Genomic DNA, 19,484 nt, shown 5'->3' on the forward strand with positions numbered 1-19,484 from the left:
GGTTAGGCCAACGCACGGTCCGCAGCGCTTGAACCCAAGCCTCCAAACCGTGCCAAGCCGTTGTTATCGGGTCAGATTTCGTCGATCATGCCGGCGAGTGTCTCAAGCATCGCATGCGCGAGCTGTTTCGAGCGCTCGGGCGACCAGCCGAATTCGGGATCGGCATTGGCGTCGTGATCCTTGAACGGCATCTCCAGCGTCATCGACACCGCGCCGAAGCGCTCGGCGAGCTGGTTGGTCGACATCGACAGGTTCGCGGTCCCAGGTGCGGACTTGGGATAGCCCTTCTCGGTCTGGAAATCGGGCGTGTGCGCCGCGAGCCGACGGCCGTACTCGTAGAATTTCTCGCCGTGCGCGTCGGTCCAGGACGGGATGCCTTCGAAGCCGGCGATGAAGTTCGCCGGGATCGCCTCGTCGCCGTGGATGTCCATCGCGACGTCGACGCCGGTCAGGTCCATCGCGTTGCGCACGCACAGGACTTCGGGGCTCTTCTCCGGCGTCGGCGTGTGCCATTCGCGGTTGAGGTTCACCCCGACCGCATTGGTGCGCAGATGACCCCGGCGCGTGCCGTCCGGGTTCATGTTGGGGACGACGTTGAAGGTCGCCTTCGCCAGCAGGTCCGCCGTGATCGGGTCGGCCGAATCGGTCAGCCGCTCCAGCGCGCCTTCCATCCACCATTCGGTCATCGATTCGCCCGGATGCTGGCGCCCATAGATCCAGACCTGCTTCGGGCCCGAGCCGATCGTGAAGCAGTCGATCGCCTGCCCGTCGAGCGACTGGCCGAGTTCGCGGTGCACGACACCCGGCAGCAACGCGGTGCGCGCCACCAGAGCCTCGTGCATCTCCATCGTGTACGGCGCGAAATACGCGAACCAGGCGAGATCCGTGTCGGCGGTGAAGTCGAATTCGAGCACGCCATTGTCATAGCGCGTCTCGATCATCCGCCACGCCTGGTGATCGGTGCTGGCGCGCGTCTTGTAGCCGGGCCAGCCGAACGGATAGGCCGACTTGCCCGCATTCAGGATGCGGTAGGTCAGCGTGCGGCCGGCCGCGCCCGCCACGCGGAAGTAGAACCACTGGAAGAAATCGGACTGGAAATCGGTGACGATCTCCAGATCGATTCGGTCCCCCTCGATGACGACAACACGGATGTTGCCGCCATCGAAGGCTGCGTTGACGGTGACGGGGTTCATGGTCTGTGCGTTCATTTCACCTGGATAGTGCGACCGGACTCGCCGGGGAACCCCATGAACAATGCGCGGGCGAGCTTGTCGGCCTGGATATCGGTCCGGGCGTCCTCCTTGCGAGCGTCGGCGAATGACTGCGCGCGACCTTCCCAGACGGGCGACTGGTCGGCGGTGCGCTTGATCGTGACCGACAGTTCGGAGACGAGGATCGCGGTGCTGCCGCCGCCGCCGATCGGGAAGCCGACGCCACCACCGAGCCCGACGCCACCGCCGCCACCACGACGACCACCGCCGCCGCTGAAGCCGCCGCCACCGATGCCGATGCTGATCGGCGACTGCTTGGGTGGCCCTGCCTGCGTGGTGCGGGTGAAGCCGACGGTCGCCACCAGCAGCGGCTTGGCGCCGGGTGCGGGGACGCTGTAGCCGGCCTGGAGCAGCTGGCCCTGTACGGCGGCGGCATAGGTCTTGAACTCGATGCTGGCCGGGCCGCCGGCGGTCAGCGGCTGGACGGCGATGGTGCCGCGGTCGATCGGCTCGCCGAGGTGATAGCGCAGCACTTCCGTGGGCGGCAGCGACGGGCCGGTCGCACACGCGGTGAGGGATGCGCTTGCCAGCGCCAGGACCAGGATCGAACGAACCGCCATCGGGACTTCCTTAGAATGTTGCGCTATAGTAACGCTCCGACCAGCCGAGTGGGTTCCCGGATGGTAGGAGCGTGTCCGTTGCTTGACTTGGACACACCCCGCCATTAGGCGATCCCGTCTTTCCGCACACCTAGATTTGAAAAGAAGCGAATCGATCATGAAGATCCGCAATTCCCTGAAGTCGCTCAAGGATCGTCACCGCGATAACCGCGTGATCCGTCGTCGTGGCCGTACCTACGTCATCAACAAGACCAACCGTCGCTTTAAGGCACGCCAGGGCTAAAGCCCTGATAACGGCCGTCATCTTCGACGTCGGTCGTGTCCTTTACGACTGGGATCCCCGGATCCTGTACGAGCGCCTGATTGATGACGATCGGGCGCTCGACGCGTTCCTGCGCGACGTCGTGACGATCGATTGGCACTTCCAGCACGATGCTGGCCGCGACTTCGCCGACACCTCGGCGGAGCTGGCCGCGTTGCATCCGCAGCATGCCGACTTGATCGCCGCCTGGGGGCCGCGATTCAACGAGAGCATCGGTGCGCGAATCGCCGGGATGCAGGAGATCGTCGAGGAGCTCGACGCGGCCGGCGTACCGCTGTTCGCGATCACGAACTTCAGCCACGAGTTCTGGCCACCCTTTCGCGCGCGTGAAGCACAGCTGTTCGACCGGTTCCGCGACGTGGTCGTATCGGGCGAGGAGAAGATGGTGAAGCCGGATGCGGCGATCTATCGGCTCGCGCTGGAGCGATTCGGGTTGGCGGCGGAGGAGGCCGTGTTCGTCGACGACAATGCGGCGAACGTGGCGGCGGCGCGGGCTTTGGGAATCGAATCGGTGCTTTTTACCGATGCGGCGGATTTTCGCGCGCGATTGGTTAAGCTTGGGCTCCCGATCGCGGCTTAGCCGTTACCCGGCCAAAGTTTGTTTCCCCGCGAAGGCGGGGACCCAGTCTGGGCTCCCGCCTTCGCGGGAGAACAAGGAAGGGATTACTGCCCTCCCCTATCGGCATCACTGCTCGAGCGAAATCGACTGGCGCAGATTCGCCACCGCCGTCTCCTGATCCGGGACCGGTGCTTCCGGGGCCATCCCACCCTCGAAATCGTCCGTCACCGTCACGGTCGTTCCCAGCGTCGTCACCCCGAACAACTGCTTGGCAAAGCCGAGCGGGACGCGGATGCAGCCGTGCGATGCGGGGAAGCCAGGGTTGCGCCCCGCGTGGATCGCGATGCCGTCCCAGGTCAGCCGCTGCATGAACGGCATCGACGCATCGTCGTACAGGCTCGACTTGTGGACGGCGTTCTTCTGCAGGATCGGATAGGTGCCGACCGGCGTGTCCTTGCCGTCCTTGCCACTGGAGATCGTTGTCGCCGCGATCATCGTCGACCCGCGATAGACGAACGCGCGCTGCTCCTGCAGGCTGACGACGATGCTGACGGGCTCGCTGGAGCCATTGTCCTTCCAGACGAACTGGTTGGGCGAGAGTTCGGTTGCGGCCTGTTCGATCGGCATCGCAGCGATGGCGGCAGCCGATGCGGCCTGCGCGGGATTTGCGCCCGCAAGGATCGCAAAGGTCAGCCCCATTGCCATGAAAGACCGCGCCATCCCGTTCGCCATCTTGCCCATCGTCGCGTCCGTCCTCGAATCCCGATATTTTCGCCCAACGCGCGATTCTCGAAAACGTGCCGTCGGACGATTGAGTCGACGAACCGACCCCAAGCCGGGGTAGTTCGAGGGAACGGACCCACAACCAATGGAAATGGTTGCAGAATATTCACGGAAAATCGGCTATACGGGTTCCCAAGAAACGGGGCAATTTCGGGAAAATCGATGCACGACGAGCAAGGTCTTGTGCGCGAACGACGCGCGCTTCTGAAGAATGGTTTGGTATTGGCGGGGGCTTTGGTGGTGCCGGGGGCAGTGTCGGCGACGACGCGTCTCGGACGTCCGCTGACCGCACGTGATTTGAAGCCGATGACGCAGCCACCGCTGCCGCGCACCACGGTCGCACTGACCTCGCCCAAGGTGGTTCGTCCAGATCTGCTGCGCCAGGCGATGGCGTCGCTCAGCCGTCACGGCAGCCGCATCCAGCATCATGACCGCATCGCGATCGCCGATTTCGCGGCACCGTCGGGCAAGCCGCGGTTCCACTTCGTCGACCTCGCCAGCGGGCGCAGCACGTCGTTGCTGGTCGCGCACGGCAGTGGTTCGGATCCGGCGCATACCGGCTATCTCGAGCGCTTCTCGAACCGCTTCGGCTCGAACGCCTCGTCCGAGGGCGCTTTCGTCACGGACGATTATTATGTCGGCAAGCATGGGCGTTCGCAGCGCCTGATCGGTCTCGATCCGACCAACGACAACGCGCTCGATCGTGCGATCGTCGTGCATTCAGCATGGTACGCGAACAAGGACATGATCGAGAGCCACGGCATGCTCGGTCGCAGCCAGGGGTGCTTCGCCGTTGGCGAGCGCGATCTGGACCAAGTGTTCGCGCGGCTCGGTGCCGGTCGGATGATCTACGCCGCCAAGGTCTGAAATACCGGCCCGGACCGCGCTACTCCGCGGTCTGGGCCATGCGGCTCTGCTGCATTCTCCGGCGGGCGCGTCTGACGCCGCCGATGAGCCCCGACCACAACAGCGCTTCGACTCCGGCATAGCCGAGCCCGAGATGATCGGGGCGCACCGCCAGCACGTCTTGCAGGCTGACCGTCCCAGCGCGTAGCCCTGCCCGGCCGATATCGCCCCAGCGTCGTGCGGTCTCCCAGCGGATCAGGCGAATGTCATGCGCGGAACAGTCGTGCGTCGCCAGAAAGTCCGCCTGGATGACGCTCAGCGCACTGCCCAGGGTCGCCAGTGCGGCGCGATCGGGCACGGGGCGCTTGGCCATGTTGTGCAGCGTGATCAGCCTCGCGATTCGCTCCGCGCGATCGTCGAACAACCGGGCATAGCGTTCGGTCAGGACGCGGACCGACGCCGCCTCCATCGTATCGACGAACCGCTTCGAGACACCGCCGGGGTGGACGCGGTACAGCACCAGCGCCTCGTCAAGCCGCGCGATCGCGCCGAAATGCTGGATCCGCTGGTACAGGTCGAAATCCTCGGCATACAGGAGCTCCGGCCGGGTCACCGGGTCGAGCTGTCGCGCCACCTCCGTCCGCATCATCGTCGACGACCAGACCAGGGGGTTCTCGATACAGGTCAGCCATGCGACCAGCGCGGGCGTGGTCGTCGGCGCGTAGCTCGACGGACCGACCACGCCGGACGTCAGGAGTTCGGCGGCGGTGCCCAGCAAGACGGTGTTTGGATGCGCGTCGAGATACGCGACCTGACGGGCGAAGCGATCGGGGCGGCAGATGTCGTCATGGTCGAGCGCGGCGATGTAGCGGCCGCGCGCCTCCGCAAACCCGCGGTTGCGCGCGAGCACCGGGCCGCCGTTCTTCGCCATCTGGACCAGTCGGACGCGGGGATCTGGCCAAGCGTGCACCACCTTGCGCGTGTCGTCGGTCGAGCAGTCGTCGACGACGATCACCTCGAAATCGGTGAACGTCTGTGCTTGCAGGCTGGCGAGCGTCTCCTCGATCAACCCGGCGCCATTATACGCCGCCATGACCACGGTGACGACGGGGCTAACGGCGGGGCTCACGACGGGATCAGCCGTTCGATCGTCCGACGTCACGCTGCTGCCAGTGCCTTCGATGCCATCACCTGATCGATTATCATCAACCCCACGTCGTTCTGCCAGAGCCATAAGCCATTGGCTTGCCCGGAGAAACTGGATTCGCCACCGAGAGCGCCCCAAGGCACGAAGCCGGCGGCCAGGCCGAGCCCGTACAAGCCCGGGATCGGTGCGCCCTGATCGTCGACGATCCGGCAGTGGCGGTCGACCATCGGCTTTCCGTCATGGGCGGCCAGCGGTATCCGTGCGCCGTCGCGGTCGGCGAGCGGCATCGCGATCGGTCGATAGCCCAGCGCCGCGATGACGAGGTCGGCTTCCGCGATTGCCGCCCGTGCGCCCGCATCGTCGTCGCCCGTGATCCGGTGTAGCGCGACGCGGGGATCGGGCACGCGGCCGTCTATACCGAGCATCCGCAGCACGAGGTCGCGCGCCTCGAGACGGAAGCCGGCGAGGCGGTAGACGAACCCCGACACCGGACAGATGTCGTTGGGGCCGAAATCGGTGAACCCCTCGGCATGCGCGGCCTCGACCGAATGGTAGAAGGGGCGCAGCGGCTTGCGGTGCAGCAACGTGATCGCCCCTGCCCCCAACGGCAACGGCGGCTGGCTCTTGAGCAACAGCGAGATCGTGGTCAGCGCGCTGGTCGAACCGCCGATCACCGCGATCTTCGGGGCGCGCTTGCCGGTCAGGATATCGGCGACCTTCTCGAACCCGCCGGTCGTCAGCACGTCGTCGGACTGGAGCAGGCGCCCGCTCGCCAGCTCGATCAGGCCGGCCCCCGCGACCTGCTGCGTGGCGAGCCGGTCGAGCGGCTGGTGACCGCCGGTCGCGACGACGATGTTGCGCGCGAGCTGCTCGAAGACATGGCCATCGGCGAGGCGGCGGACCTGTACGCTCCACAGGCCTTCGCCGACGCGTTTCGCACCTAGTGCCTCGTGCCCGGTCAGCACGACGCCGCCATTGCCGCGAACGATATCGGTCAGCCGGTCGCCGGTCGCGCGCAACAGCGGCCCGACCTCGGTCAGCGGCACGCCCAGCGCGCTCTCATGTGCCGCGACCGCACGTCCGGCGGGATGATCGACCAGCCGCGCGAGCTCGGGATGCACGTTGCCTCGGACCGCGGTCAGGAAGGTCTGCGCGGTCGAATCCGACGTGATCGCATAACGCCCGAGCCGCCCGCCGCCGATCGCGTTGCCGCGCTCGATCACCATCAGCCCGGACGCGACGAGATCGGGGAGCAGGCCGCGCTTTGTAGCCGAGGTGAGCATCGCCGTCCCCGCGGGGCCGCCGCCGATCACGATGACCGAGGCGATCTTGCCGTTGGCACCGCGCACCGACGCACGCCGGTCGAGCGGCCGGACGATCGCGGCGCAGGCGTTCGCGAGCGCTTCGGCAGCGCGCCGCGCGTCGGCGACCGACATCGCATCGGTGATCGGCAGCGACAGCATCCGCCCGGCGATCTTGTCGGCGACCGGGGTGGGCTCGATCATCGCGGTCGCCTGGAACCAGGGCTGTTCGCCGAGGTGCGGGCTGAAATAGCGGCCGCAGCCGACTCCATCCGCCTCGATCGCTTCGACGATCGCGTCGCGGTGATGCGCGATGTGCTCGGGAAGCAGTACCGGCATGAACTGCATCGAGCGGCGCCGGCCCGACACCGCCTGGAACTGGAAGTCGGGGAGCGTGGCGCGGTAGGTTTCCTCCAGCACGGCGCGGTGGTTTGCGATTGCGTCGATCTCGGCCAGCTTGGTCTGCGCCATGATCGCGGTGATCTCGGGCAGCTTGGCGTTGATGCCCGGCAAAGTCGCGTTGCGGCTGCCTTCGAACCCAAAATTTCCCATCGAGCGCAACGTCGCGATCAAGTCGCCGTCGCCGCTGTGGATCAGACCGCCCTCGCCCACCGCGAACGTCTTTGTCGCGTGCATCGAATGGACCACCGCGAACGGCGCGCGCGCACCGAAGCCGAGCCCTGCACCGTCGAGCGTGCCGAGCGACGAGGCCGCGTCGATCACGATTCCAACGCCGTAGCGGCGCTGGAAATGGACGTAGCGGTCGAGGTCGATCGCGTTGCCGAACGTTGCGTACGGCACGACCACGCCGATCCGCTCGCCGTGGCGCTGGAGCAGCCGCTCCTCCTCGAGCGCGCACGCACCCCAATCGTTTGCGTCGATGTCGCATACCAGCGGCGTCAGCCCCGCCCATGCCGCCGCCTGCGCGGTCGCGGCGAAGGTGAGCGCGGGCATCAGCGCAAGCGTGCCCTGCTTTGGGTTCAGCCCGCCGGTACGCATCCCCGATGCGTGGCGGATCGCGAGCATCAGCCCGAGCGTGGCATTGCCGACCGCAAGGCTGGCACCGTGGCCGCCGAAGAGCTTATCGGTGACGCCAGCCTCGAACGCGCGAACCTCGGGGCCGTTGTTGCTGAACACGCCCGACGCCTCGACACGGCGCAATGCATCGAGGTGCTCGCTCAGCCGCGGCGGGTTCGGCGCGATCAGGGGGAGGCGTTTCATCGGCGATCCGGTCTGTTGTGCCGCAGACCTATGATCCACGGCCTCCTAAGAACCAGTAAAGCTGCCACATTTCGACCGATGCCGGGCGATGTTTTCCTTACATCATCCCGGCACGTGTCCGGGATGATGCAAGACTAATCAACGTATTAGCGGAAGGCTGATGTAGCTTTCGTCGGGTCCGGCGACCGTCACCTTCTGCGTCGCCTTCACGTAATCCTTCGGTTGCGCGAAGAAGATGTTCGGGACGAAGGTCTGCGGATTGCGATCGTAGAGCGGGAACCAGCTCGACTGGACCTGCACCATGATCTTGTGGCCGGGCAGGAAGACGTGGTTAGTGGTCGGCAGCGCGAACTTGTATTTCAGGGGCACGTTCGCGGCGATCGGCTTGGCCACGGCCAGGCTCTCACGATAGCGGCCGCGGAAGATGTCCATCGCGACCGACAGTTGATAGCCGGCCATCGCCTTGTCGCCGGAATAAACGTCCGGATACACGTCGATCAGCTTCACCACCCAGTCGCTGTCGGTGCCGCTGGTCGAGGCGGTCAGGTTCACCTCCGGCACGCCTGCGATCGTGGTCGGCGTGGTGAGCGCATTGGTGGTGAAGGTCAGCACGTCGGGACGGCCGGAGACGGCGCGCTGATCGTCGACCAGCCATTGTTTCCACGTCGATCCGCTCGCATAGGTCGGCAGCGTCGGGCGCACGCGGTAGCTGACGGGTGCGGCGGGGTCGGAGATATAGTCCGCGGTCGTCGCCGCGCCGCCAGCCGCCTGGAAGCCGAGCGCGCCACCGGGCTTGAGGTATAGCGGCGTGCCAGCCGCGGATGCGGTCGGCCACTTGTCGAGCCTCTGCCATTCGTTGCGACCCGACTGAAACATCGTCACCGGGGCGACGTCCATCGCCGGCTGGTCGCTCTTCAGGTAATGCGCGAGGAACGGCGCGAGGACGTGCCAGCGCCACCATTTGGCGGTGTCGGCATCCCATTTGATCGCGCCGAGCGCGCTGCCGTCGCGCACTTCCTGCCCGTGATACCAGGGGCCCATCGACAGGTAGACCATGTCGTTGGCGGTGTCCTTGGGCTCCAGCGCGCGATAGACCGCGGGCGCACCGTAGATGTCCTCCTGATCCCACAACCCGCCGACGATCAGCGTCGGTACCTTGAGTGGCTGGCCGGCAAGCACGGTGTCCATCGCCTGGGTCGACCAGAACGAGTCGTACGCAGGATGCTGCGTGATCTTGCGCCAAAAGCCGAGCTGTTCGAGGCCCTGCGCCTTGCCGATTGCGCCCGCGGAACCGCCCTTCAGGTAATAGTCGTAATCGTCGGCGGTGTCGGTGATCCAGGGTGTGCCGGCATCCTTGGTCGCTTCCTGACCGAGGACGTAGGGCATCATGCCCTCGCGGAACGCGCCGTTGTGGAACCAGTCGTCGCCACGCCAGCCATCGACCATCGGGTTCATCGGCACCGAGACCTTCAGCGCCGGATGCGGATTGATCAGCGCCATCAGCGGCAGGAAGCCGTCATAGCTGATCCCGCTGATCCCTACGCGGCCGTTCGATTCGGGGACGTGCTTCACCAGCCAGTCGATCGTGTCGTAGGTGTCGGTCGAATCGTCGGTCTTGGTCGGGTTCTGCGGCGTACCGGCGCGCGCCGGGTTCATCATGTAGATGCCCTGCGATCCGTGCATCCCGCGGACGTCCTGGATCACGCGGATATAGCGTGCCGCGGCGATCACGTCGCCCGCGCCGTCGCCGTGTTCGAGGATGCCGGCATAGGTGCCGCTGTCGACCTTGGTCTGGCCGTCGGCGTCGTAGGGCGTGCGCGTCATCAGGATGCCCGCGTCCTTCGCGCCCTTCGGCACGATGATGACGGTATGGAGCTTCACTCCGTCGCGCATCGGGATCTCGACGACTTTCCGCACATAATCGTAGCCGACGTCGCGCGGTGCTATCTTGGCGGGGCGTTCGTCGTAATTCTGTGCGGTCGCGGGGGTGGTTGCGGTAGCCAGCGCGGCAATCGCGCAAGCGGCAAACAGACGGGTCGTCGATTTCATTTTCTTCTTCCTTCCCTCCCGGACTGAAAAAGAAAAAGGCCCGCCTTTCCATGTGGAAAGACGAGCCCCTCTCGTAGCAATTCAGGCGATCAGGCCGTCCGCGTGCCGGTCAGCGGGAAGCTGCCGAAGGCGCCGGCCGCGACGCTGCCCTTGAGGACGTCGTCCTCGACGGTCGCCTTGCAGTCGAGCGTCATCGGCATCGGCACGGTCATGCTCTGCTTCCAGGTGATCGTGTCGCCATCGACGTCACCGGTGACGTCCATGCCGCCCATCGCGCCCGACACCGCACCGGTGAAGGTGCTACCGGCGCTGTTGACGGTCAGCGTCATCTTCTGGTCGCCCAGCGGCGACTTGACCACGCAATCCCAGCTGCCATCGACGTTTGCCATTGCTCTCTCTCCTGAAATTATTTGGCGCCGGCAACCGACGCCGCGGGAATGACCTCGACCGGGAGGCCGATGCTGTCAAGCTGCGGGCGCACCGTCTTCGCATCGCCGACCACGACCCAGATCGTCTTCTTCGGGTCGAGCGCCTGCTGGATCGCGGTGTTGAGTTGCGGCAGGTTAAGACCCTGGTATCGCTGCGTGATCGTCGCGTAGTAATTGTCGGGACGCTTGAGCAGATCGTTCTGCTGCATCGCGCCCAGCACCGCGTCCGATGTCTCGAAATTACCCGAAAGCGAGCGGATCGCGCCGTTGATCGCCCGATCGAACTCCGCCTGGGTCATCGGCTCCTTGCCGAGGAACGCACCGATATCGGTCCGCAGTGCAGCGATCGACGGGCCGGTCTGGTCCGCCTGAACGGGCGCCGACAGGATGTACGGCGCGGCGTTCTCCGACTGCTGGAAGCGACCCGAGACGCCGTAGGACCAGTGCTTGCTCTCGCGCAGGTCCATGTTGACGCGGCCGAGGAAGCTGCCGCCGAGCGCATCGTTCGCGGTCGCGATCGGCAACAGGTCCTGCGTGCCCTTCAATCCGGTCGGTACGCCCGCGATGATCAGCGACTGCGGGCTGTCCGGCCGGTCGATCAGCACGATCTTCGGCGCGGACGGCGTCACGGTCGCCGGGAACGCCTTGACGCCCGCCGCCCCCGTCGGCCGCCATGTTCCGAAGCGCGCGTCGAGCGTCGCCTTCACCTCGGCGAGCGGACGATCGCTGACGACGAAGATCTTCGCCTTGTCCGGCCGCAGCCACGCCTGCTGGAACGCGACCAGATCGGCGCGGGTCAGCGCCGCGACCGCCTTGGGATCACCACTGCCCTGCGCCTTGGCATAGGGCGAGGTCGGCCCGAGCAGCTTCGGCAGGACGCGAGTCGCCAACCCCTGCGGGCTGGTCAGTTCCTGCGCGATCTGCGCGAGTTGCTGGTTCTTGACGCGCGCGACCTCGGCATCGGCGAAGGCCGGGTTCTGCGCGATATCGGCGAACAGGTCGACCGCGGGCGCGAGGTTCGCGCTCGGCACCTGCAACGACAGGAAGGTCCGGTCGTTCGACGCGCCCGAACCAATCTCCGCGCCAAGACGCTCCTTGGCTTCGGCGAGCGCGACCGAATCGCGGGTCGGCGTTCCTTCGTCCATCATCGACAGCGTCAACTTCTGCGTACCGAGCTTGGTCGGCACGTCCGCCGCCACGCCTGCATCGAAGCTCAGTACCGCCTGCGTCACCGGCACCGCGGTGCGCTGCGCGTAGACCACCTCGATACCGTTCGACAGGCGGGTGCGCTCGACGGCCGGGAAGCTCAGGCCGGCAACCGTGCCGACGCCGGGCAGCGGCCCGCGCGTGCCCTTAGGCGGCGCCTCGGGTGCGGGCACCACGTCGACCTTGGGCGGCACGACCGCGTTGGCGTACGCATCGCGCGCGCCGGGTACGACGGTGAGCGAATAGGCGGGACGCGACAGCCACTTCGCCGCAGCGGCCTTCACGCTCGCGGGCGTCTCGGCGGCCAGCTGCAACAGCTGTTTCTTGTAATAGCCCGGATCGTTCGAATAGAGCGCGCCTTCGGCCAGCGTGACCGCCTTGCCGCCGAACCCGCCGACGGACTCGAGCCCCTCCATCGTGCGCGATGCGGTCGTCGTGGCGACGCGGCTGACCTCATCGGCGGTGGGGCCGTTCTTGAGGAAGTCGGTGAGGATCTCGTCGATCCGCTTCGACACCAGCGCAGGGTCGACGCCCTCGCGGACGATCGCCTCGATCTGGAACATGCCGAGCTGGCTGAAGCTGTTGTTCGACGCGGAGATGCGCGTGACCAGCTTCTCCTTCTTGACCAGCGCGGTATCGAACCGGCTGCTCGCCAGACCTCCGAGCACGCCCGCCGCGACGCTGAGCGCGGTGCCGTCCTTGTCGTTGAGGCCGGGGACCACCCAGTTGCGGCTGATCATCACCGCGGCGACACGGTCCTTGATCGTCTCGGCGACGGGCGACGGCAGGGTCGGGATCGGTGCGGGCGGGACGATACTCTCGGCGCCCTTCGGGATGCCGCCGAAATACTTCTCGGCGAGGCGCTTGCCGGTCGCCGCATCGACGTCGCCGGCGAGCACCAGCACCGCGTTGTTCGGGCCGTAATGATCCTTGAACCAGTCCTTCACCGTCTGCAGCGAGGCGGCGTCGAGATCGGCCATCGAGCCGATCGTGGTGTGGCCGTAAGGGTGCGTCGCGGGGAACAGCCCCTCGGTGATCTTGTATTCGGTCAGGCCATAGGGCTGGTTGTCGCCCTGGCGCTTTTCGTTCTGGACGACGCCGCGCTGCTCGTCGAGCACGCCCTGCGTGATCGCGCCGGTGAGATAGCCCATCCGGTCGGATTCGAGGAACAGCGCGCGGTCGAGCGCCGCGGTCGGCACCGTCTCGAAATAATTGGTGCGGTCGTAATAGGTGGTGCCGTTGAAGTCGGTCGCGCCGACCTGCTTCAAGGGCTCGAAGAAATCGCCCGGTGCGTTCTCGGAGCCGTTGAACATCAGATGCTCGAACAGATGTGCGAAGCCGGTCTTGCCCTTGGGTTCGAACTTCGAGCCCACATTATACCAGACGGACACGGCCACCACCGGCGCCTTGCGATCGGTGTGCACGACGACGCGCAGGCCGTTCTTCAGCGTGAACTGCTGGTAGGGGATATCGACCGACTTCACGAGCTCTGCGACCGGCGCAGGCTTTGCCGCAGGAGTTGCTGTGCGCTGGCCCTGACCGAATGCGGGCGAGACGAGAGCAATTGCGGCGACGCCGGCAAGCGCGGTCATTTTCAAAGCCATATGCGAACATTACCCCGTGTTTCAGAATGATATCGTCGCAGCATAGCCACGCTTTGTCGCCGGGCAACAGATAGATACGTCGAGTTTCGAGGCGATCCTCGTTGGTACGCCGGGACGTCTCACAGGTATTGCCACCACCAGCCGGTATGCGTCCGTTTGAACCGTCCGAACCACCGGCACGCGAACCAGCACGGCACGGCGGCGGCGGCGGCAACGAGCCAGATCGACGCGACGTTGGGGACGCTGACCAGCCCCTTGGTCGCGCCGCCCGTCACCGCACCGGTCAGGTGGTTCACGCCGTGGAGGAGATAGAGGTGCAGGATGTAGAAGAACAACGGCGCCGACCCGAACACCACCAGCACGCCGTTCAACCGCACAGATGTGCGCTCGAACGCCGCCAGAAGCAGCAGGCCGATGCCGAGCGTCAGCAGGATGAAGTCCGCGGACGGCGGATATTTGGTGAGGTTGAGAACGCTCATGACCGTTGCGAGCGGCGTTGCGCCCGCCTGCCACGGCAGTGGTTCGCCGTAGCCGTTGATCGCCCGCAGCACCGCGAACAGCGCGAGCGCCGCAGCGCCGGTCACCACCAGGCGACGGCGACGAACGTCCTGGTCGACTTGCCGCGCGAACCACGGCCCGATCGACCAGCCGAGTGCGATGACGCCGATCCAGGGCAGCAACGGATAGGACGTCCGCGCCCGCGCGCCGAACGGCAAGTCGATGAACCCGCGGTCGTGCAGCATGCTCCACGCGACATAGCCCGGCTGGTCGGGCGTGAAGGTGATCGGATCGAGCAGATTGTGGCCCAGCACGATCGCCAGCCCGAGGACGAGCACGGCGATGCGCGGAAGATGGACCAACGCCGCCAGGGCGATCATCGCCAGCCCGATCACCCAGATCACCTGGAGATAGACGATTGCGGGGGTGGGATCGAACGACCAGGCGAAATTGACGACCGTCACTTCGAGCGCGACGAGGAACAGCCCGCGCTTCAACAGGAACGACGACGCCGCTGTCCTGCCGCCGCCAGCATCTCCGCCGCGCGAGTCCGCGTACAACGATGCCGCGAGCCCGGTCAGCAACACGAAGACGGGCGCGCACAGGTGCGCCGTGAGCCGCGTGAAGAACAGGGTCGGCGGCGTCGCGGGCAGCGCCATCGGGTCGCTCACTTGCATAGGGTAATAGAAGAGTTCGCGGGTGTGATCGACGAGCATCAGCAGCATGACGAACCCGCGCAGCGCATCGACCGAGACGATCCGCGACCGCTTGGACGGCGCGCCCGTCGGAGCTTCCACATGGGTATCGGACGCCGCGGCCGGCGTTCCGGCGACGTTGGGTATCGGACTTAAAACGGTTGACAAGATCGAAGCACCTCCGCCAATCGCGATGTTACATCATCACAGAGAAGGCAACATTTTTTGTCGACGCGTCCACGATCGATCGCCTTCGCGAGCATTTTTCTGCTGCTCGCCTGTCCCGTTCCTGCCGAGGCGCAGGACAAGACCGACCGCGAGCCGGAGCGCGAGGAACGACAGGTCGATGACGAGGCCGAGACGATCGTGGTTCTCGGCACGCGCAGCACGCGGGCGGATCGCACCCTGTCGTCGGACCTCGCCACCGAACGCATGTCGCAATCCAGCCGCTCGCTCGAGCGCGACCTGCTCACCGCGGCGGGGACGTACCGGCTCGGCGATGCGCTCGAACTCGTCAGCGGGGTTAGCAACCAGAACAACCGCGGCGGCTTCCTCGACAATTTCGCGATCCGCGGGTTTCTCGGCACGCCCGACGGCGGCGCCGAATATTATGTCGATGGGTTCCTCGCCAATCGTGGCCTCGCGCCCCCGCGCGATCCGGCGACGACCGAGCGGATCGAAGTGTTGAAGGGCCCGGCCGGCGCGCTGTTCGGCGACATCGATCCGGGCGGCCGCGTCAACATCGTCAGCAAGACGCCGCGCTTCACACCCAGCGCGACCGCGACCTTCACCTATGGCTCGTTCGACACGCGCCGGGTCGAAATCGACGCGACGGGTCCGCTGTCCGACACGATCGCGGCGCGGATCGTCGTCGCCACCGAGGACAGCGATGGCTGGCGCGAATTCGTGCCGTTGCGTCGCCGCGTCGTCGCGCCCTCGCTGACCTGGGCGCCACGCGATGGCCTTCGGCTGACCTATGTCGGCGAGATCACGCGGTTCGACGCGCCGTTCGACCGCGGCATCCCGGCGATCGGCGGTGACGCCAATGCGTTGCCCCGGTCGCGCTTCTACGGCGAGCCCGGCGACGGGACGACGCGGTTTCGCAACCAGCGACACCAGCTGACCGGCGAGGCCCGGCTCGACGACCGCATCTCGCTTAACGGTGGCGTGGCCTGGCGGACGGGATCGCTGCGCGGGTTCTCGTCCGACCAGTCGCGGCTCGTCGGCGGCCAGACGCTGTGGCGCCAGCGACGTGCGCGCGACTACACCGTCGACGATCTGTCCGCGCGGCTGGAACTGACCGGACGGTTCGGCGCGCACCGTGCCAGCGTCGGCGTGAAGGGCTATACGCTCGACTATCACGAGGGGCTGTTGCGGCGGAACCCGACCGCGGCCAACCCGTATGCGATCGACGTGTTCGCGCCGGTCTATGGCGGGCAGGCGCTGCCGCTGGCGCCGTTCACGGACAATGACGAGACGCGGCGGTCCGCCACGCTGTATGCGCAGGACATGTGGGACGTGACCGATCGGTTCACGCTGACCGGCGGCGTCCGCTTCGACGCGTATCGCCAGCAGATCCGCAACAACCGTACCGGCGTGGTCGGACGCACGGTCGACGAGCCGGTGAACTTCCGGCTGGGCGGCCGATATGCGCTGAGCGACGTGTTCGCAGTCCATGCGAACTGGGGCGAGAGCTTCCTGCTCAACTCGGGCACGGGGCGCGACAACCAGGGCTTCGCACCCGAACGCGGCAAGGGATACGAGATCGGCGCCACCGCCGCCTTGCCGGGCGTCGACGTCGCCGTGACGTATTTCGACATCGCCAAGCGCGACATCCTGACCAACGACCCGGTCGATCCGAACTTCCTCGCGCCGGTCGGCAAGCTGTCGAGCAAGGGGATCGAGTTCGATGCGTCGGTGCGCCTGGCGAAACGCTGGCAGGTCGTCGCCAACTATGCGTGGACGCGCGCGCGAACAGACGACAGCATTTTCGCGACCGACCGCGTGTTGAACGTGCCCGAACATGCCGCGACGCTGTTCGCGATCGGACGCTTCCTCGACGACGAGGGGCGTGGGCCCTCGATCAGCGCTGGCGCCAGCTACATAGGCAAGCGGGCGGGCGCGATCGACACAAGCGGGCTCGTCCTGCCCGACTATGTGAAGGCCAAGGCGGCGGTCGAATACGCGGTCTCGCGGCGCCTGTCGGTGCGCGCCGAGGCCGACAATCTGTTCGACGCCCGGTTCGCGCAGAGTTCGTACAGCCCGGTGTGGATCTTCCCGGGGGCGCCGCGGACGGTGCGGCTGTCGGTTCGCTTGAGCCAGTGATTCGCGGCGACCTCGGTCCCCGTTAGAAGAACAGTTTGCGGATGCTGAGGCGGACGGTGCGGCCGAGCGGGTCGAGATAGTCGGGCTGGTAGGTGTTGGGAACAACGCCCGTCGCGTCGGTGACGCGCTGGCGGGTGTTGAAGACGTTGTCGACCGACAGGCTGACGCGCATGCCGCGCAGCCATGGATGCGCCTTCACCCATTCGAGGCGCTGGCCGAGATCGGCGAACAGGCGGGCGTTGGCGGTGGCGAGGCCGCCGAAGTTGAGCGTCTCGGGCGCGGCGATCGTGCCGCCGTTGACGCGCGTGCCGGTCGCGTAGTTGGCGGATATGCGCGCGCCGAGGCCGTTGTTGGTGTACCCCGCCTGCGCCTCCAGTTCGTGACGCGCCTGCCCGCCGCTGTTGCCGATCGCGTCGCCGTTCAGCAGGTTCAGGCTAGGCCCGCCGTCTGCGACGAGGACGCGGTCGGTGAAGTGCCAGGTGTGGTAAACCGCGAACTGGATGCGGCCACCGGCTTGCCCGCCACGCCCGCCGAAGCCACGCCCGCCGCCTCCGCCGCCGGGACCACCAGCGCCGGGACCACCGGCACGCGCACCGTCGCCGCGCGCACCCTCACCGCGCGGTCCATCGCCGCCTGCGCCACCGGGACGACGGCCGCCGGGGGGTTGCAGGCCTTCGAACGGGTTGGGACCGGTGCCGGCACGATACGCCTCGAGTTCACGCTGGATCTTCGACTTGAGCGGTGCGGAGAAGTTGATCCCCCAGCGCAGTTCGGAGCGATCGCTGCGCGCGAAATTGATCGGCCGCCGATCGACCTGCAATAGGTTGCCACCCGCGTCGCGCTGGAAGCGATCGGGGAACGCCGCCTCGATCGCCGCGGTCGCTGCCGGGAAGGCTGCGATCGGGTTGTCGACCCGGCTCTCGACATAATTGGCGGTGATCGAGAGGTCCTTGGCGGACCAGGGCTTCAGCGTTAGCCCGACTTTCTTGACGTGATTGTTGTCCGCGACCAGCCCGGGATTGCCGCCGCTGATCGTCGTGACGGTCGCGGTCTCGCCGCGCACGTAATCGAACACGCGGACGTTGGGCGTGGTGATCGACGGGTTGCCAAGCTGCTGCGCGGTCGGCGCCTCGTCGGTGTCGGTTACGGATGCGATCACGCGCACGCCTTCGATCGGCGACCAGTTCGCGCCGTAGCCGAGTGTTTGCAGCGTGCCAAAGTCCGAGAGGTGATCCTCGGCGAGGTTGAAGTTCGCCGACAGCGTGCCGAGGAACGGCAGCACGTCCTTCGACCGGCTCGTCAGCGGCACGTCGACATTGACCTGGCCATTGACCGTGTCGCGCGACACCCGGCCCTGCGTATCGACCCCCAGAAGATTGACGGTGCGGTACGAGCGGCTTTTGAAATCGGCGGTTTCGGCACCGAGCTTGATCGTCGTCGAGACTGCGCCTGCAGGAAGCGAGAAGAGATTGCCGTTCGCGACCGCGTCGAGTTCGCCGGTGCTCTGCGTCGCATAGGCGCGGTTGCCGGGCAGTGCGCCGAAGTCGCTCGCGCTCAGGCGGCCGAACGGGTTGGCGGTCGGATCGCCAGCGCGGATGCGGGCAGCGAAAGCGCTCGCGTCGACGCCGGTCTCGGTGAAGGTCTGCGTGTCGCTGCGATCGTAATTGCCCGTCACGTTCCACCGCCACGTGCCGATATCGCCGTTGAGCGTGGTGCCGAGATGCGCGGCGATCGACGAGGTCCGCTGGGTCAACGGCAGGACGCCGTCGTCTTCGATCGCGCGATTGACGGACGTGGTGCTGCCGAACGGTGTCAGCGCGACGACGGGCAGGCCGTTGAGGCTGCGGCTGTCGGTCGATTCGAGGCGGCCGTTGATCGTCGCGCCGATATTGCCGAAGATGTTGCGCGCATAGACGCTGTTCGCGGTGAAGGTGCTGGTCGCGGACTGGAGCGTGCGGAACGGCCGCTGGTCGACGACATTGCCATCCGCGCCGAGCCCGCTGTTCGCGGTGCGCTGAGGCTGGAGGATGTCGCGCTGCGATTCGGTGAGCGGCTCGCTCGACGTGTATTCGACGTGCAGGTTGAGCCGGCGATCGCGCGCGATGTTGAGCATGTCTAGCGAGCCCTTGGGGGTGTTGCCGCCGCCCTCGGTCGCCTGCGTGTCGGCGGCCTCGGCAGTCACCGCGCGGAAGCGGCGGCGCAGGACGAAGTTCACGACTTTCTGGTCGGCGCGATAGCCGTATTTGAGCGCGACCTCCTCGGGCAGGATCTCGACGCGCTGGATCGCCTCGGTCGGGATGTCGCGAATCTCGCTGAAGCTGGAGATGCGGCGGCCGTTGAGCAGCACGACCGGCGCGCCGCCGCTGCCGCGACCGCTGGTGGTCTGCGGGCTGAGTTCGTTGAGCAGGTCGGAGACGGTGCTGACGCCGTAGGATCGAATCTCGGCCTGGCCCAGCGTCTGGTCGGGTGGGATGTCGCCGATCACCGCGCCGGGGAGTTTGCGCGAACCCGTGACGACGATCTCCTCGGATTCGGCGCCCTCGTCCTGTTCGGGCGATTGCGCGGCGGGTGCGGCGGCGGGACGCGACGGTGCCTGTTGCGCGGCCGCCATTGCGGGCATGCTCACTGCCAGAACCAGACCCAAACTGCGCATACCCGTTCCACCCCGA

14 protein-coding genes are annotated in these 19,484 nt (G+C 66.6%); 4 read left to right on the forward strand and 10 right to left on the reverse strand.

Translation table 11 applies throughout. The features are described 5' to 3' along the window. Window positions 1-71 precede the first annotated feature (71 nt). Together C8J39_RS12110 and C8J39_RS12115 are read right to left on the reverse strand one after the other, a co-directional pair. A complete protein-coding gene (locus C8J39_RS12110; protein ID WP_243650033.1) occupies window positions 72-1,208 on the reverse strand; it encodes a M14-type cytosolic carboxypeptidase in 1,137 nt (378 codons plus the stop codon). Continuing rightward, window positions 1,205-1,831, reverse strand: coding sequence for a DUF4136 domain-containing protein (locus C8J39_RS12115; protein WP_056063889.1), 627 nt, complete (start codon window positions 1,829-1,831; stop codon window positions 1,205-1,207). The genes C8J39_RS12110 and C8J39_RS12115 overlap by 4 nt, the downstream gene beginning before the upstream one ends. A gap of 157 nt (window positions 1,832-1,988) precedes the next feature. Between C8J39_RS12115 and ykgO the strand changes: the two genes are divergently transcribed. Together ykgO and C8J39_RS12125 are read left to right on the forward strand one after the other, a co-directional pair. Next, window positions 1,989-2,114, forward strand: coding sequence for a type B 50S ribosomal protein L36 (gene ykgO / locus C8J39_RS12120; protein ID WP_003046794.1), 126 nt, complete (start codon window positions 1,989-1,991; stop codon window positions 2,112-2,114). A 4-nt stretch (window positions 2,115-2,118) separates the two neighbouring features. Next, window positions 2,119-2,733, forward strand: coding sequence for an HAD-IA family hydrolase (locus C8J39_RS12125; protein ID WP_120300937.1), 615 nt, complete (start codon window positions 2,119-2,121; stop codon window positions 2,731-2,733). A 105-nt stretch (window positions 2,734-2,838) separates the two neighbouring features. On the opposite strand, the gene C8J39_RS12130 is transcribed toward C8J39_RS12125, so the two are convergent. Next, window positions 2,839-3,453: a L,D-transpeptidase family protein gene (locus tag C8J39_RS12130; RefSeq protein ID WP_243650031.1), complete on the reverse strand. Its 615-nt coding sequence runs from the start codon at window positions 3,451-3,453 to the stop codon at window positions 2,839-2,841. Window positions 3,454-3,657: 204 nt separating this feature from the next. Here C8J39_RS12130 and C8J39_RS12135 point away from each other — a divergent pair, with 204 nt between their 5' ends. Then, entirely contained in the window at window positions 3,658-4,362 is a 705-nt protein-coding gene (locus C8J39_RS12135; RefSeq protein ID WP_120300713.1) for a murein L,D-transpeptidase catalytic domain family protein, read from the forward strand. Window positions 4,363-4,381: 19 nt separating this feature from the next. Here the strand turns inward: C8J39_RS12135 and C8J39_RS12140 are convergent, their stop codons facing one another. The 6 genes from C8J39_RS12140 to C8J39_RS12165 all read right to left on the reverse strand — a co-directional run bounded on the left by C8J39_RS12140 (window position 4,382) and on the right by C8J39_RS12165 (window position 14,592). Beyond that, window positions 4,382-5,470, reverse strand: coding sequence for a glycosyltransferase family 2 protein (locus tag C8J39_RS12140; protein ID WP_243650029.1), 1,089 nt, complete (start codon window positions 5,468-5,470; stop codon window positions 4,382-4,384). A gap of 29 nt (window positions 5,471-5,499) precedes the next feature. Further along, entirely contained in the window at window positions 5,500-8,010 is a 2,511-nt protein-coding gene (locus C8J39_RS12145) for a DegT/DnrJ/EryC1/StrS family aminotransferase (RefSeq protein WP_120300714.1), read from the reverse strand. A 138-nt stretch (window positions 8,011-8,148) separates the two neighbouring features. Next, complete coding sequence (locus C8J39_RS12150; RefSeq protein WP_120300715.1) at window positions 8,149-10,059, reverse strand: CocE/NonD family hydrolase; 1,911 nt, start codon at window positions 10,057-10,059, stop codon at window positions 8,149-8,151. Between the two features lie 89 nt (window positions 10,060-10,148). Beyond that, window positions 10,149-10,448 (reverse strand): hypothetical protein, encoded by a 300-nt coding sequence (locus C8J39_RS12155; RefSeq protein WP_060525867.1) that lies wholly within the window; start codon window positions 10,446-10,448, stop codon window positions 10,149-10,151. A gap of 17 nt (window positions 10,449-10,465) precedes the next feature. After that, window positions 10,466-13,297, reverse strand: coding sequence for a pitrilysin family protein (locus tag C8J39_RS12160; protein WP_120300716.1), 2,832 nt, complete (start codon window positions 13,295-13,297; stop codon window positions 10,466-10,468). Between the two features lie 119 nt (window positions 13,298-13,416). Then, a complete protein-coding gene (locus C8J39_RS12165) occupies window positions 13,417-14,592 on the reverse strand; it encodes a DUF1624 domain-containing protein (protein WP_243650027.1) in 1,176 nt (391 codons plus the stop codon). A 123-nt stretch (window positions 14,593-14,715) separates the two neighbouring features. On the opposite strand from C8J39_RS12165, the gene C8J39_RS12170 reads away from it, so the two are divergent. Further along, complete coding sequence (locus tag C8J39_RS12170; protein ID WP_243650026.1) at window positions 14,716-16,815, forward strand: TonB-dependent siderophore receptor; 2,100 nt, start codon at window positions 14,716-14,718, stop codon at window positions 16,813-16,815. A 22-nt stretch (window positions 16,816-16,837) separates the two neighbouring features. Here the strand turns inward: C8J39_RS12170 and C8J39_RS12175 are convergent, their stop codons facing one another. Continuing rightward, entirely contained in the window at window positions 16,838-19,435 is a 2,598-nt protein-coding gene (locus C8J39_RS12175) for a TonB-dependent receptor (protein WP_310793833.1), read from the reverse strand. Between the last annotated feature and the right edge of the window lie 49 nt (window positions 19,436-19,484).

It is taken from the genome of Sphingomonas sp. PP-CC-1A-547, from assembly GCF_003610375.1.
Classification (GTDB): Bacteria; Pseudomonadota; Alphaproteobacteria; order Sphingomonadales; family Sphingomonadaceae; genus Sphingomonas.

Excerpts from the sequence above, each read along its gene's own strand:
- C8J39_RS12130 (WP_243650031.1), bottom strand. The coding sequence starts at position 3,453 with ATGGGCAAGATGGCGAACGGGATGGCGCGGTCTTTCATGGCAATGGGG.
- C8J39_RS12110 (WP_243650033.1), bottom strand. The coding sequence starts at position 1,208 with ATGAACGCACAGACCATGAACCCCGTCACCGTCAACGCAGCCTTCGAT.
- C8J39_RS12160 (WP_120300716.1), bottom strand. The coding sequence starts at position 13,297 with ATGGCTTTGAAAATGACCGCGCTTGCCGGCGTCGCCGCAATTGCTCTC.
- ykgO (WP_003046794.1), top strand. The coding sequence starts at position 1,989 with ATGAAGATCCGCAATTCCCTGAAGTCGCTCAAGGATCGTCACCGCGAT.
- C8J39_RS12150 (WP_120300715.1), bottom strand. The coding sequence starts at position 10,059 with ATGAAATCGACGACCCGTCTGTTTGCCGCTTGCGCGATTGCCGCGCTG.
- C8J39_RS12145 (WP_120300714.1), bottom strand. The coding sequence starts at position 8,010 with ATGAAACGCCTCCCCCTGATCGCGCCGAACCCGCCGCGGCTGAGCGAG.
- C8J39_RS12115 (WP_056063889.1), bottom strand. The coding sequence starts at position 1,831 with ATGGCGGTTCGTTCGATCCTGGTCCTGGCGCTGGCAAGCGCATCCCTC.
- C8J39_RS12175 (WP_310793833.1), bottom strand. The coding sequence starts at position 19,435 with ATGCCCGCAATGGCGGCCGCGCAACAGGCACCGTCGCGTCCCGCCGCC.
- C8J39_RS12155 (WP_060525867.1), bottom strand. The coding sequence starts at position 10,448 with ATGGCAAACGTCGATGGCAGCTGGGATTGCGTGGTCAAGTCGCCGCTG.
- C8J39_RS12135 (WP_120300713.1), top strand. The coding sequence starts at position 3,658 with ATGCACGACGAGCAAGGTCTTGTGCGCGAACGACGCGCGCTTCTGAAG.